The sequence below is a fragment of the Paraburkholderia phytofirmans OLGA172 genome (assembly GCF_001634365.1).
GTDB lineage: Bacteria > Pseudomonadota > Gammaproteobacteria > Burkholderiales > Burkholderiaceae > Paraburkholderia.
The window spans coordinates 1,775,626-1,789,777 of sequence record NZ_CP014579.1; the positions used below are offsets into that span (position 1 = coordinate 1,775,626).

A 14,152-nucleotide genomic window follows, 5' to 3' on the forward strand; every position below is an offset into this window, starting at 1 on the left:
AGGGGTGGCTTCCCGCGCACGATAAGCTTGTACCAGGACCTCCCGGTTGATGTTCAGAATCCCCCGTTTCAACAACGACGACACAGACGTCGACGCGCTCGTCGCGCGCGCGGACGCGTTTTTTTCCGCGCGGCGGATGACAGACGCGATCGTCGCTTACCGGCAGGTGCTAAGCGTGCGTCCACGCGACGCTCACGCGCTGCACCGCATGGGACTCGCCTGCGTTCATACGGACGACATGGAACGAGCTCGCGGCTACATGGAGCAGGCACGACAAGCGGCCCCTGATCGCCCTGAATTATGGGAGCATGCGGGCCTGCTTGCGGCGTTGATGGGCGACCACGAACCGGCCGAAGCGTTCTATCGCCGCGCAATCAGCCTGGCGGGCAGTACGGCCAGTCTCCATAGAAACCTCGGAGACTGCCTGCGTCAAACCGGCCGCCTCACGGAGGCGATGATCCACTATGAGACATCGATTGGAATCGATCCGAGGCTGCATCACGCGATTCGTGCCCTGGCTCGCATCCATGCGCAACTCGGGCAACTCGATAGCGCGGCACACTACTGGCGCAGCGCATGGACACTCGAGCCGGCCAGCCTGAACGACGGACTCGGCCTGATTGCCGTACTCGCAAAAGCCGGCCGTACGCATCAGCTTGGCAATACGATCACGCAGATAAGAACCCGCTTTGCCGGCGATGCCGCCGCCCTGAAAGCGCTGGCCTTCGTACTGAACACAAACGATCGTTTCAACGATGCGCTCAGTGTCGCGAGACAAGGTCTCGCCATCGATCCGCACCATCCACTCCTGCATCACAACGCGGCACGCGCACTCAGCATATGCGGAAAAATCGCCGAAAGTCGGCCGCACAGCATGGAGGCGGCACAGCTTCTGCCGGACAACCCTCACATGCAATTCCATCTTGCGAGCGTGCTGCTTGGACTGGGTGAATTCGCAGAAGGCTGGAAGCGGTACAAATGGTTCTACGATCTGCCGGACAGGCAAAAGGAAACAGTCCGGCCCATCTTCCGCGAGTGGAACGGGGAATCCGTCGTGGGCTGCCGGTTCCTGCTCGTTGGTGAACAGGGGCTCGGCGATGAAATACAGTTCATCCGATTCGCCGAATGGTTGCATCGGCAAGAGGCAACGGTTGACGTGCTGGTAAGCAAGCCGATAGCGGAACTGGCGACCAGCATGACGGGCGTGCAAACCGCATTCACCACTGTGCCGCCTGGACCTTACGACTACTGGTGCTACATGATAAGGATGCCGGAGCATATTAAACTCGATATATCGATGCTCCCCGTCGCCATGCCGTATCTGACGGCGACGCCCGACAAGTCGCGCCAATGGCGCTCACGTATCGAAGCTATTTCATCGGGCAGAAGGCATGCCAATGGCAAACGCGTCGGCATCGTTTGGGCAGGCAGTCCGAACCACGTTCTCGACCGTTACCGGTCGATCCGGCTCGATGCGCTAAAGCCCCTGTTTGGGCTTGCCGGGGTGACCTGGTATTCTGTGCAAAAAGGCAACCACGAGCGTGAAAGCGAAAGCCTGGCGCATGAATATGACTTGCACACACTGGGCCCCGCGGTCAACGATTTCACGGACACCCTGGCGATACTGCAGACGCTCGATCTTCTGATTACCGTCGACACGTCGGTCGCTCATCTGGCTGGTGCGGCGGGATTGCCTGTCTGGGTGCTCGTGCCCGCCTATTCCGAGTGGCGATGGTTGACCAACAGAACCGATAGCCCATGGTATCCGTCAATGCGTCTGTTCCGGCAGCGGGAACTGGCTGAGTGGGATCCCGTTGTCAAGGAAGTGCAGGCCGCGCTGCAACTGTGGCGTGACGCCCCCGCGACCCGGCTTTGCGCTCATTGAGACAATGTTCATACCTCATGCGCCGCTTCGGGGCATGCCTCGCGCATGCCCCGTGCGAGTGCAGCCCCGGTTGCTACACTGTTTGTAAGCCCATGATTGCGTTACCTTCATCGCAATTGTCTCTGACTGGCATACAGGTTGCTTAATCAGTAGTCAGCCGTCGACAAACCCAACCCTATGCTGCGCGTTCTCCTCGTCACCGATACCGACAAGCCGATAGGCGATCTGCGCGACGCCCTCGCACGCCTTGGCTATGAGATGCTGGCCGGCACGGCGACGCCGCAAGCGCTGCATAGCGTGGTTCAGAGCGAACGGCCGGACGTTATCATCATCGATACGGAATCGCCGTCGCGCGACACGCTCGAACAGCTCGCGGTCATGAACGCCACCGCGCCACGTCCGGTGTTGATGTTCAGTCACGATGCGAACCAGCAATTGATCCGCGACGCGGTCGGTGCGGGCGTCACGGCCTACCTCGTCGAAGGTCTTGCCACGGAACGGCTCGCGCCGATTCTCGAAGTTGCGCTCGCACGGTTTGCGCAGGAGTCACAATTACGCGAACGCCTCGCGCAGGTCGAGAACGAACTCACCGAACGTAAGCTGATCGATCGCGCCAAGCGCCTGCTGATGGATCAACAGAAGATCACCGAACACGCCGCGTACGCCACCCTGCGCAAGCGCGCAATGAACCAGGGCGTCAAACTCGCCGAAGTCGCGCGTGCCGTCATCGCGTCGGCAGAATCGCTCAAATGAAGCGCCGCTTATGAACTCTCCCGCCTCCTTCTCCCCAACGTCCACGCCTGCGCCGCTCGAGAAAACCCATCTGCGGCTCGGTTTCGTCGCACTGTCCGATGCCGCGCCGCTCGTCGCCGCGAAGCTGCTCGAATTCGGCCACGCCCATGGATTGACGCTGGAGTTGTGCCGCCAGCCGTCATGGGCCGCCGTGCGCGACAAACTGCTGTCGGGCGATCTCGATGCGGCGCATGTGCTCTACGGTCTCGTCTATGGCGTACAACTCGGCCTCGGTGGTCCGCAAACGGATATGGCCGTGCTGATGGTGCTCAATCGCAACGGCCAGGCGATCACGCTGTCAAATCGTCTCGCCGACGCGTTGGCCGAACACGGCAGCTTGCCCAAGGCGTTGGCGACGCTCGGCCGCAAGCCGGTGTTCGCGCAGACCTTCCCCACCGGCACGCACGCGATGTGGCTGTCCTACTGGCTGGCGTCGCAAGGCGTGCATCCGCTGCGCGATATCGAAAGCGTCGTGATTCCGCCGCCGCAAATGGTCGCCGCGCTCTCCGAAGACGAACTCGATGGCCTGTGCGTCGGCGAGCCGTGGAATGCGATGGCTGAGGCGAACGGCGTCGGCAGAACGGTCGCTTATACAAGCGAGGTGTGGCCCGATCATCCCGAGAAAGTGCTGGCATGCCGGCGCGATTTTGTCGGCGCGAATCCGAATACCGCGCGAGCCCTCGTACGGACGATGCTCGAAGCGTGCCGCTGGCTTGACGGCGCGGGGCATCGCGAGGAGATTGCACGCTGGCTCGCGCGGCCCGAATTCATCGGTATCGACGAAGCCTTGATCGCGGCGCGGTTCGGCAATGAAATCGCTGCCTCGGCGCCGCGCGGCCTGCCCGTGCGGTTCTTCGATAACGGCGCGGTGAACTACCCGCGCACCGCCGAGGGTGCCTGGTTCCTCACGCAGTTCGAACGCTGGGGCATGATCGACGCACGCGCGGATTACGCGGAAATCGCGGCGCGAATCAATCAGACGCAGTTGTATCGCGAGGCGGCCGCACGCGTCGGCGTAGCAGTGCCGGGCGACGAGCGTTCTCAAGTGCTAATCGACGGTAAGGTGTGGGGCAGCGACACGGCGTCTTCAACTGATGCGCGGCGTCGTTAAAAAAATCGCCAGCGCGACAACTGCATCAACTGCGTGCGGCCGATATATCGATTGATCGATTCGATCAGCGGCGCGACCCCACGCTCAAGCACCCTGACGTAGGTGCGCATGGCTTCGAGCTGATTCACAGTACTCAACCTCCATTCGTAATGCGAATTATCTGACATCGCTTGTGTTGCTGCGATAGCGAGGCCTGAACGGAAGGACTTTTGGTCTACCGGCTGCGATCAGCCGCTGAGTACGACGTCGTGTGAAAAAATCGGGAAGTGAGGGAAATCGGATTATCGCCGCTGGATAAACGGATGGTAACGATATGACAGGAGGATTAAAGGCTGCCAGGCCCGATATGAAGTATCGAAAGAGAGGCACTGTTTCCATAAAATGCCCGTGCGGTATAACATCTCCGGACGTATAGTCGAACATCAACCATGTCACGTATATCCGCGCATCTCTTGATGGCGAGGCAACGCTTCACGAGTGCCTGCGGCGGCTGCAACAGCAAATGTGCTTCAGTCATCCGGACGAAAAATTGACGCGCGCCTAAGGCAAGTAATCACGGTGGTGATCACGAAGGCGGAAAACATTCGCTCCATTCCCGAAATCACTAACGGTTTATCCCTATTCAATCCGATGCCCAAAGGCATCCCAGAATCGCAAGCCGTTTGTAATGACATCACGCGTAGCGCGATCTTCATTGTCGCGACCGTCGCGGCTGGCCAGGACCCCGCTGAACAGGTGCGCGCGTGGTGCGGGGACGTTGCCGCCCTGGTGCGCTCGGTCGGCAAGCGCGTCCCGTCCGCCAACCTGTCGTGCGTTGTCGGCTTCGGCTCCGAGGTGTGGGACACGCTGTTCGGCGCCCCGCGCCCGGCGTGCCTGCACCCGTTTCGCGAATTCGGCGAAGGCGTACGCCGCGCCGTGAGCACGCCGGGGGATATCCTGCTGCACATCCGCGCGGACCAGATGGATCTCTGCTTCGAGCTCGCCACGCAGCTGACAGGACGGCTCGGCGATGCGGTCTCGGTGGTCGACGAAGTGCACGGTTTTCGCAACTTCGATCTGCGCAGCATGGTGGGCTTCGTCGACGGCACCGAGAATCCGGCCGGTCGCAAGGCCGTCGCTTCCACCCTCATCGGCAGCGAAGATCCGGAGTTCGAGGCCGGCAGTTATGTGATCGTGCAGAAGTACCTGCACGACATGACCGGCTGGAACGCGCTGTCCGTCGAGACTCAGGAGCGCATTATCGGTCGCACGAAATTGTCCGACATCGAGCTCGACGCAGCGGTCAAGCCGTCGTGTTCGCACAGCTCGCTCACAACGATCACCGAGAACGGCGAGGAAGTGAAAATCCTCCGCGACAACATGCCGTTCGGCCGCCCCGGCATGGGCGAGTTCGGCACCTACTTCATCGGTTATGCCCGTTCGCCCGAGCCTATCGAGCTGATGATGGAAAACATGTTCGTCGGGCGGCCGCCGGGCAACTACGACCGGCTGCTCGATTTCAGCCGTGCGGTCACGGGCGGCCTCTTCTTCGTCCCGTCGGCCACCTTGCTCGATGCGCTCGCAGATCGCGATCCGCAAGCGGCTGCCGCAGCTGTCGAGCAGCAGGCCGAACCGTCTTCGTCCGCCGAGCCGCGCCACGACGGCTCGCTGAATATTGGCTCTCTCAAGGGAATCTCTCAACATGAATAACCTGCATCGCGAGCTTGCCCCAATCTCCCGCGCCGCCTGGTCGCAGATCGAAGACGAAGTGGCTCGCACGTTCAAGCGCAGCGTCGCGGGCCGTCGTGTAGTTGACGTCAAGGGTCCTGGCGGAACTGAGCTGTCCGGCGTCGGCACAGGGCACCAGATTGCGATCACCGCGCCGCAGCAAGGCGTCGTGGCAAAACTGTCCGAGGTAAAGAGCCTCGTCGAGTTGACCGTGCCGTTCGAACTGCAACGCGAAGCCATCGACAGCGTCTTGCGCGGCGCGAAGGATGCCGACTGGCAGCCCGCGAAGGATGCAGCAAAACAGCTCGCCTATGCCGAAGATCGCGCGATCTTCGATGGATACGAGGCCGCAGGCATAGGCGGCCTTCGCGAAGGCTCGTCGAATCCGCCGCTCGCGCTGCCGGCCGACATCGCCGATTATCCGAACACGATTAGCAACGCGCTCGAACAGCTGCGGCTTGCCGGCGTCGACGGGCCCTACTCCGTGCTGCTCGGCGCCGATACGTACACGGCGCTCGGCGAGGCACGCGACCAGGGTTATCCGGTTCTCGAGCACATCAAGCGGATCGTGAATGGCGACATCATCTGGGCGCCCGCGCTCGCGGGCGGCAGTGTGGTATCCATGCGCGGCGGCGACTTCGAGTTACACCTTGGCGAAGAACTGTCGATCGGTTATGTGAGCCATACCGACGCGGTGGTGCGCCTCTATCTGCGCGAGACGCTGACCTTCCTGATGCTGACGAGCGAAGCATCGGTGTCGTTGACGCAAGCAGAATGAGCGCGGGTTCAAGCTTGCAACGACGGTTTTAGAAGTGCTGACACATCTTCGTCGGGAAGCACGTCAATGCGACTTGTCACTTCGCCGCAGTCGACATGCACTCTTTCCAGGATTTCCGACGTGCACTTTCTTAACATCGTCACCATCATCCGCACCCGTGGCGGCACCGGACGTTGCGCCTGGATCCGCGAGACTGCTGACAGCCGCCATGAAAACCAGCTGGGGAATAATCGACTGCAACACGGAACCGTTCCAGACAAACAGCAGCCGGAACCAGTTTTGCCCTGGCCTCACAATCATGGTGTGCTCTTGTAATGGTCTAACTGCGCCGTCACCTTCAGTGGTAGCCGGCGTCCCCTTCCCGCACCTTGCCCCGGAATACGCGGTACTGCATGAAGTTGTAGACGAGGATGACCGGCAGCACGATCACCGTGCCAACCAGCGTAAACAGCTGGCTCGAGTGACTCGACGAAGCCTGCCAGATCGTCAGGGACGGCGGAACGATGTTCGGCCAGATGCTGATCAGCAAGCCGCTGTAGCCCAGAAAACACAGCGCGAGTGTGAGAAGGAAGGGGGTCGCTTCGTGCTTCAGCCGAAGCGAACGGAAGACGCCCCACACACAGGCGATAACCAGAATCGGCACCGGCAGGAACCAGCCGAGATTGCCGCTTCCGAACCAGCGATGCGCAACCGCCGCCAATCCGATCACGGTCCAGAGACTCACAATGATCATCGCCCCGAGCAGGACGCTCACGAGCGGCCGCATCACCTCGCGCAACTTGCGCTGCAATTCGCCATCCGTCTTGAGGATGAGCCAGCCGCAGCCGAGCGTCGCATACGTGACGAGCACGCCGATTCCGCAGAACAGGCTGAACGGCGAGAGCCAGTCGAACGGGTCGCCGGCGAAACGGCCATCGACGATCCTGATGCCTTGCAGCAGCGACCCCAGCACGATGCCCTGGCAGAGCCCTGCTAGCGCGGAGCCGCCAATGAAGGCGAGGTCCCAGGCGTGCTGAGTCCTGACGGCCTTTGCACGCAGTTCGAAGGCCGCCCCGCGGAAGATCAGGCCCACGACCATCAGGATCAGCGGGAGATAGTTCGCCGGCAGCAGCGTCGAATACACCGCGGGGAACGCCCCGTAAAGCCCGGCGCCACCGAGCACGAGGAACGTCTCGTTACCGTCCCAGACCGGCGCGATGGTATTGAGCATCACTTGCCGATCGCCCTTCTCCTCGAAAAACGGAAACAGCAGGCCGATGCCGAGATCGAAGCCGTCCAGCATCACGTAGATGAAAACGCCGAGTCCGATGATCGCGGCCCACACAACAGGAAGATCGATTTGCATGGTGTCACTCCCCTTCCAGTGCGTCCAACGGGCGATTGCGCAGGACCGGATGCCGGCGGGATTCGCGGCGCTCGACGTGCTCCTCTGGCCCGCGCTTCATCATCTTCATCATGTAATAGAAACCCATGCCGAACACCAGGAAGTACACCAGCACAAAGATCAGCAAGGAAACGCCGACTTGTTGGGAGCTGACCGGCGAGACGGAGTCCGCGGTGCGCAGGACACCGTAGACCGTCCATGGTTGACGGCCGACCTCTGTCGTTATCCACCCCGCCAATAGCGCCACGATTCCAGAAGGACCCATGCACAGGACGAAACCCTGATACCAGCGCGTCTCGTAGAGGCGGCCACGCAGTCTGAGCAGCAGACCAAGCAGCGCCGTCAACAGCATCAGCATGCCGAGACCCGCCATGACCCGGAAGGTCCAGAACACGATCGGCGAATACGGACGGTCCTCCGGCGGAAATTCTTTCAGGCCGCGAATCTCGCCATCCCAACTGTGGGTCAGGATCAGGCTGCCGAGATGCGGTATCTGAATCGCGTATCGCGTCACTTCCGCACTCATGTCGGGCAGGCCGACCAGATTGAGTGCGGTGCCACCTTTCTCGGTTTCCCATAGCCCTTCGATGGCAGCGATCTTGGCCGGCTGATATTCGCGCGTGTTGAGTCCGTGCGCATCGCCAACGAAAATCTGTATCGGCGTCAGGAAAAGCAGGATCCACAGCGCCATCGAAAAACTACGCTTGACGGGTTTGTCGCGCCGGCCTTGCAACAGATGCCACGCGCCACAAGCAGCAACGATGAAGCCCGCGACGATGAACGCAGCAATGGTCATATGCGCGAGGCGAAACGGAAACGACGGGTTGAAAATCACTTTCATCCAGTCGACCGGCACGATCCGGCCATTCTCAATGGCAAATCCCTGCGGCGTCTGCATGAAGCTATTCGACGCGAGAATCCAGAACGTGGAAATGAGCGTGCCCACCGCCACCATGAGCGTTGCGAAAAAGTGCGCGCGTGGACTGACGCGTTGCCAGCCGAACAGCATGACGCCGAGAAAACCGGCCTCGAGAAAGAACGCCGTCAGCACTTCATAGGTCAGGAGCGGCCCCGTAATGTTGCCGGCAACCCTGGAAAATCCACTCCAGTTGGTGCCGAACTCGTAGGCCATCACCACACCCGAGACCACCCCCATTCCGAAGCCGACTGCAAATATCTTCGACCAGAACAGAAACATGTCTTTGTAGGCGACGTCGCCGGTCAGCAACCAGCGCCACTCCAGCACCGCGAGGAAACTGGCCATGCCGATGCTGATGGCGGGAAAGATAATATGAAACGAAACCGTAAACGCAAACTGCAACCTGGCAAGGTGGAATGCATCGAAAATTTCCATGATGGATCAAGCGCTCCAGGTGATAACGTCATTTGCGTAAAGGCGGACGCCAATCCTGCAAGTCGACCAACCGTACGCGCACGTCCGGTCGATCGCCCCGTCAAGCCTGCATCACGTCAAGCCTCTGCCGAACTCATAACATGAACAGGAACAGACTTGTACGAAGGCGTGCCGCTCTCCTTGTCTATGAAGTCGAGTGGCACCAGCACGTTGGCTTCCGGGTAATAGGCCGCCACCGAACCCGCATTGAACGCCTCGAATCCCGGCACCGTTTGTTCGATCAGGTCCCGAATCCCGTCGTAGTCGGCCACCAGGTCCGACCATGCCACCTTGCTGTTCGGCAACGTTGCCCTCGCCATTCCGGCGACGATCGCCGGTTCGGATAGCAAGTGTTCGGACGCGGGCGTCAGTTTGCCCGACGAAGCGTGGACCATCGACATGGAATCCTCGACCGTAATGGATTGCCGCCCAGTCGCCTGGATATCCAGTTCCGTGCGCCCCACAACCGGCAGCACGTACGTTTCTTTTGCCACTAGCAGGTGCGAACGATTGAGCTTGGTACCGAGGTGGACGCTCAGATCGAGCTTGCCCATTGCCGGAAAGGACTGCTCGGAATCGGGTAACGCAACCGCGAAGTTTCCGCCCAGGCAAATCAGGGCCTTGGCCGTGCCGGCGATCATTGCCTGCATCGCCTGGACGGCATCGTGTCCGTGCGCCGCGGGCGGCTTGAAGCCGAATACATCTTCAATCTGCTTGAGGAAGGTGGCGGACGGTTTTTCGGTGAGGCCGACCGTGCGGTTCCCCTCCACGTTGGAATGTCCACGCAAAGGACAGATGCCTGCGCCGGGTTTGCCGATGTTGCCGCGCAATAACAACAGGTCGGCAATCAGACGGACATTGGCGGTCCCTTTGTTATGCTGGGTAATGCCCATTCCGTAGGTGACAATCGTCGCATTCGATTTCGCGTAGGCAAGGGCAACCTCGTCGATATCTTCGCGAGTGAGTCCGCTTGCCTTTTCGATATCGTCCCACGACGTCGCTTCCAGATCGGCCGCAAACGCGTCGAAGCCCTGGGTATGCGTCGCGATAAACTCGTGGTCGAGGACGGTGTTGCCCTGCTCCGCGTCCATCTGCAGCAGCGCTTTCATGATGCCCTTGAGGGCCGCCGCATCTCCACCGGCGTCGAGCTGAAAATAGGTCGAGGCGATTCGGGTCGAAGCGAAGGTCGCCATTTCGAAGACGCTCTGCGGATCGGCGAAACGCTCAAGCGCACGCTCGCGCAGCGGATTGAACACGATAATCGGCACGTTGCGCCGCGAGCATTCGTGGAGTGTCCCCATCATGCGCGGGTGATTCGTCCCGGGATTGTGGCCGATCGAGAGGATGAGTTCGGTCTTGTCGAAATCATCCAGCGATACCGTGCCCTTGCCGATCCCGATCGACTGGGGCAAGCCAACGCTGGTCGGCTCGTGGCACATGTTCGAGCAATCGGGGAAATTGTTCGTGCCATACTCGCGTGCGAACAATTGAAAGAGGTAGGCGGCCTCGTTCGACGCCCGGCCCGAGGTATAGAACTCGGCCTGATCGGGCGAGGGCAAGCCGCGCAGCACTTCACCGATACGAGCGAATGCATCCTCCCATTCGACCGCCCGGAACTTGTCCGTCGCGCGGTCGTAGACGAGAGGATGCGTCAGCCGGCCGAGATCCTCCAGTTCGTAATCCGTTCGTTGCAGCAGCGAAGACACCGTGTTGTTTTCGAAAAACTCCGGCGTCACCCGTTTGGTCATTGCCTCCCATGTGACCGCTTTGGCACCGTTTTCGCAGAACTGGAACGTCGACTTGTGCTCCTTGTCCGGCCACGCGCAACCCGGACAATCGAAGCCGTCAGACTGATTGGTCCGCATCAACGTAATCGGCGCCTCGATACTTTCCATTTGTGTCCGGACGGCTTGAGCTGTCGCTCGAAGCGCACCCCTCCCTCCAGCGGGGTCATCGTATGGCCGGATCCCTGGAACATCGCGTCGCGTGGTCATATGAGACTCCGTGGACGGCCTCAGGAGACCTGGAGGCAGTTTTGCTTGGGGTTACGCCATGTCACGGCGTAAGGCCTGGATAGGGTCATGACGTAGTGGCTTCTCCCAGCGGGTTGCGCACCTCATTGCTTCGAAGCGTCACTTTCAGGGGGGTCGGTGCTGGCGGCCGCTTCGGACGGCTTCTTCTTCGCGCGTCCGTTCCCCGTCTTCCCGGTGGCAGTCGCCTTAGGAGCAGGAGGCGCCTCGTTCTTATTGAACTTCACTTCGCCGCTGCCCTTGTCATAACTGACGTCGACGCTGTCGCCCGATGCCAAAGCGCCGCCGAGAATCTCCTTGGCGAGCCGTGTTTCCAGTTCCTTGCGAATCTGGCGCTTCAACTCGCGTGCACCGAACTCCGGCCGATAACCGGCATCGGCGAGGTGATCAATAACCGATTCGTCAATCTTGAGCGTAATGTCCTGCGCGGCGGCGGTGCGCACCACCCGTTCGAGCTGGATCTGCACGATCGAGCGGATGTTGTCGCGCGAGAGCCCGTGGAAGACGATGATCTCGTCGATCCGGTTCAGGAATTCGGGACGGAAGTGACCTTTGAGCACCCCCATCAACTCCTCGCGAATCGCCTTCTCGGCCACGCGATCTGCCTCGGGTTTTTCGAGGTTGCCCATGATGATCGATGCGCCGAGATTGCTCGTCGCAATGATGATCGTGTTGCTGAAGTCCACCACGCGGCCCTTGCCGTCGGTCAGCCGCCCGTCGTCGAACACCTGCAGCAGCACGTTGTTCACGTCGGGGTGGGCCTTCTCGATCTCATCAAGCAGGATCACGCTGTACGGGCGCCGCCGGACGCGCTCGGTCAGTTGTCCGCCCTCGTCATAACCGACGTAGCCCGGAGGCGCGCCGATCAGCCGTGCGACTGCGTGACGCTCCATATACTCGGACATGTCGATGCGAATGACCGCCTGCTCGTCGCCGAACACCGTTTCTGCCAGCGCCTTCGCGAGTTCGGTCTTGCCGACACCGGTGGGTCCGAGGAACAGGAACGTCGCGATAGGCCGGTTCGCCTGGCCGAGTCCCGCACGTGACAGGCGCACGGCGTCGCTTACGGCAATCACCGCGTCGTCCTGGCCGACCACGCGCTCGCGCAGCTTCTTCTCCATGTCCAGAAGCTTCTGGCGCTCTTCCTGCGTGAGCTCCGTGACCGGAATGCCGGTGAGACGCGACACCACTTCGGCGATCGAGGCGACCGTCACTTCGAGCGTTTCCGAGCCGGTCTTGCGCTGCCATGCCTCCATCTGCTCGTCGAGTTTCTCCTGCTTCTCGCCAATACGTTGCTCAAAAGCTTTCGCCTCATCGAAGCGCTTGCGCGAGGACGCATAATCCTGCTCGCGCTTGAGCTGGGCGGTCTCGGCTTCGAGCTCCTGGATGGCCGCCGGACGCGAGGTTGCGCCGATGCGCACGCGTGCCGCCGCCTGGTCAATCAGGTCGATGGCTTTATCGGGCAAAAAGCGCTGCGTAATGTAGCGATCGGAAAGCTCGGCTGCGGCAACGAACGCATCGTCCGCAAAGGTTACCTGGTGGTGCGCCTCGAGCTTGTCGCGAAGGCCACGCAGGATGACGATGGTCTGCTCCACGGTAGGTTCCGGCACCAATACCGGTTGGAAGCGCCGCTCGAGCGCAGCATCTTTTTCGATGTACTTCTGATATTCGTTGAGTGTCGTGGCGCCGATCAGACTGAGCTCGCCGCGTGCCAGCGCGGGCTTGAGCACATTCGCGATGTCGAGGCCCCCTTCTCCCCCACCTTGCCCCGCACCCACGATCGTGTGCAGTTCGTCGATGAACAGTATCAGTTCGTCCCGCTTCGCCGTCACCTCATCGATCAGCTGCTTCGCACGCTCCTCGAATTCGCCGCGGTATTTCGCGCCCGCCACCATCGAGTTGATGTTGACCTCGACGAGCCGCTTGCCGCGTAGCACTTCTGGCACGTCGCCGTTGATGATGCGCTGCGCCAGACCTTCGACGATTGCCGTCTTGCCGACACCCGGCTCGCCGATCAGCACGGGATTGTTCTTCTTGCGCCGTGCGAGCACCTCGATCGTGCTCTCGATTTCCTGCGCACGGCCGAGCACGGGGTCGAGCTGGCCCTGACGCGCCATGGCTGTGAGATCGCGCCCAAACTTGTCAAGCGTGGGTGTGCCGGTTGGCGTGTCGACGCGGCCGTCCTCCGCGCCCTTGCCCATGACTTTCACGACCTTCTGCCGCAACGCCTCCGGCGTCACGCCGTATTTCTTCAGCAGCGTGCCCGCGATACTGTCCGGCACGGCCGCAAGCCCGATGAGCAGATGCTCCGGGCCGACGTAGGAGTGGCCCAGATCGCGCGACGCCTGGAACGCATATTGGAACGCCTTTTTCAAACGCGGCGAGACGGTCATCTTCTCGATCGGCGCGTCGGGGTCTCCTGTTCCCGTTTGCGCATGCTGATCGATATATCCCTTAATGTCTTGCGGCGAGAGCTTGAGCTCCTTCAGGAGCGCGGCACACACGTCGGTGTCCGCGAGTACGTAGAGCAGATGCTCGGTGTCGAGTTCGTTGCGGCGAAGCTCGTGTGCCTTCTCCGCGGCACGCTGCAGCAATTCGAGTGTCTGTTCACTGAAAGCGTCGGTTGCATCGACCGATTCGCGCGGCACCTCAGCGGCGAATCCAGCGTCGTCGTCTTCGTGCTCCGATCCATCCTCCAGGCCGCCGAAGAAGCGCGACAGGCCACCGCCCCCCAGCAGTGAATCGAACGGGTTGAGCATGCTTTGGTGCCGCATCAATTGACGGTAGTCGTAGTCGCAGATCGACATGGATTTCCGCTCGCCGTTTTGCACCACGGTCACACGGGCAACAGCGGGGCGAGCATTACAGATTTCGCAGAGGGCTGGCATCGTAGAGTCACCTTTTCGGTTAAAGCATCCGGCTATTTCAAAAGGTTATCGAATGCATTGATGTGATTGCGAATACTCCAGGCAATGACCGAAGAATTTCGATAGGGATGGCTCATCGTGCGCGGAGTATGCGTCGGCGCACAGCAGCACAAGTATGATTAGCATAGCGAAACCCCGAATCCGC

Annotated in this window: 9 protein-coding genes and 2 pseudogenes; 5 read left to right on the plus strand and 6 right to left on the minus strand. The window is 60.9% G+C overall.

The window, feature by feature from the left end; genetic code table 11:
- Positions 1–49 precede the first annotated feature (49 nt).
- The 3 genes from AYM40_RS27970 to AYM40_RS27980 all read left to right on the plus strand — a co-directional run bounded on the left by AYM40_RS27970 (position 50) and on the right by AYM40_RS27980 (position 3,788).
- Positions 50–1,885, plus strand: coding sequence for a tetratricopeptide repeat protein (locus AYM40_RS27970; RefSeq protein ID WP_063499361.1), 1,836 nt, complete (start codon positions 50–52; stop codon positions 1,883–1,885).
- Between the two features lie 177 nt (positions 1,886–2,062).
- A complete protein-coding gene (locus AYM40_RS27975; RefSeq protein ID WP_063499362.1) occupies positions 2,063–2,638 on the plus strand; it encodes an ANTAR domain-containing response regulator in 576 nt (191 codons plus the stop codon).
- 10 nt (positions 2,639–2,648) lie between these two features.
- Positions 2,649–3,788 carry a CmpA/NrtA family ABC transporter substrate-binding protein gene (locus AYM40_RS27980; protein ID WP_063499363.1) on the plus strand — a complete coding sequence of 380 codons (1,140 nt, stop codon included), beginning with the start codon at positions 2,649–2,651 and terminating at the stop codon, positions 3,786–3,788.
- On the opposite strand, the pseudogene AYM40_RS43855 reads toward AYM40_RS27980, so the two are convergent.
- Positions 3,715–3,865, minus strand: a pseudogene (locus AYM40_RS43855) (sensor histidine kinase); the annotation flags it as partial. The gene AYM40_RS27980 and the pseudogene AYM40_RS43855 overlap by 74 nt on opposite strands.
- A 553-nt stretch (positions 3,866–4,418) precedes the next feature.
- Here AYM40_RS43855 and AYM40_RS27985 point away from each other — a divergent pair.
- On the plus strand, positions 4,419–5,477 hold the full coding sequence (locus tag AYM40_RS27985) for a Dyp-type peroxidase (RefSeq protein ID WP_063500750.1): 1,059 nt from the start codon (positions 4,419–4,421) through the stop codon (positions 5,475–5,477).
- Positions 5,470–6,273 (plus strand): family 1 encapsulin nanocompartment shell protein, encoded by an 804-nt coding sequence (locus tag AYM40_RS27990; protein WP_063499364.1) that lies wholly within the window; start codon positions 5,470–5,472, stop codon positions 6,271–6,273. Before AYM40_RS27985 ends, AYM40_RS27990 begins: the two co-directional genes overlap by 8 nt.
- 186 nt (positions 6,274–6,459) lie before the next feature.
- Here the strand turns inward: AYM40_RS27990 and AYM40_RS40715 are convergent.
- The 5 genes and pseudogenes from AYM40_RS40715 to AYM40_RS28010 all read right to left on the minus strand — a co-directional run.
- Positions 6,460–6,573 (minus strand): annotated as a pseudogene (locus AYM40_RS40715) (bestrophin family ion channel); the annotation flags it as partial.
- A gap of 37 nt (positions 6,574–6,610) precedes the next feature.
- Positions 6,611–7,618 (minus strand): cytochrome d ubiquinol oxidase subunit II, encoded by a 1,008-nt coding sequence (gene cydB / locus AYM40_RS27995; RefSeq protein WP_063499365.1) that lies wholly within the window; start codon positions 7,616–7,618, stop codon positions 6,611–6,613.
- Positions 7,619–7,622: 4 nt separating this feature from the next.
- A complete protein-coding gene (locus tag AYM40_RS28000) occupies positions 7,623–9,011 on the minus strand; it encodes a cytochrome ubiquinol oxidase subunit I (protein ID WP_063499366.1) in 1,389 nt (462 codons plus the stop codon).
- 116 nt (positions 9,012–9,127) lie between these two features.
- On the minus strand, positions 9,128–11,044 hold the full coding sequence (locus AYM40_RS28005) for an FdhF/YdeP family oxidoreductase (RefSeq protein ID WP_063499367.1): 1,917 nt from the start codon (positions 11,042–11,044) through the stop codon (positions 9,128–9,130).
- 122 nt (positions 11,045–11,166) lie between these two features.
- Positions 11,167–13,968 carry an ATP-dependent Clp protease ATP-binding subunit gene (locus AYM40_RS28010; protein WP_063499368.1) on the minus strand — a complete coding sequence of 934 codons (2,802 nt, stop codon included), beginning with the start codon at positions 13,966–13,968 and terminating at the stop codon, positions 11,167–11,169.
- Positions 13,969–14,152 lie beyond the last annotated feature (184 nt).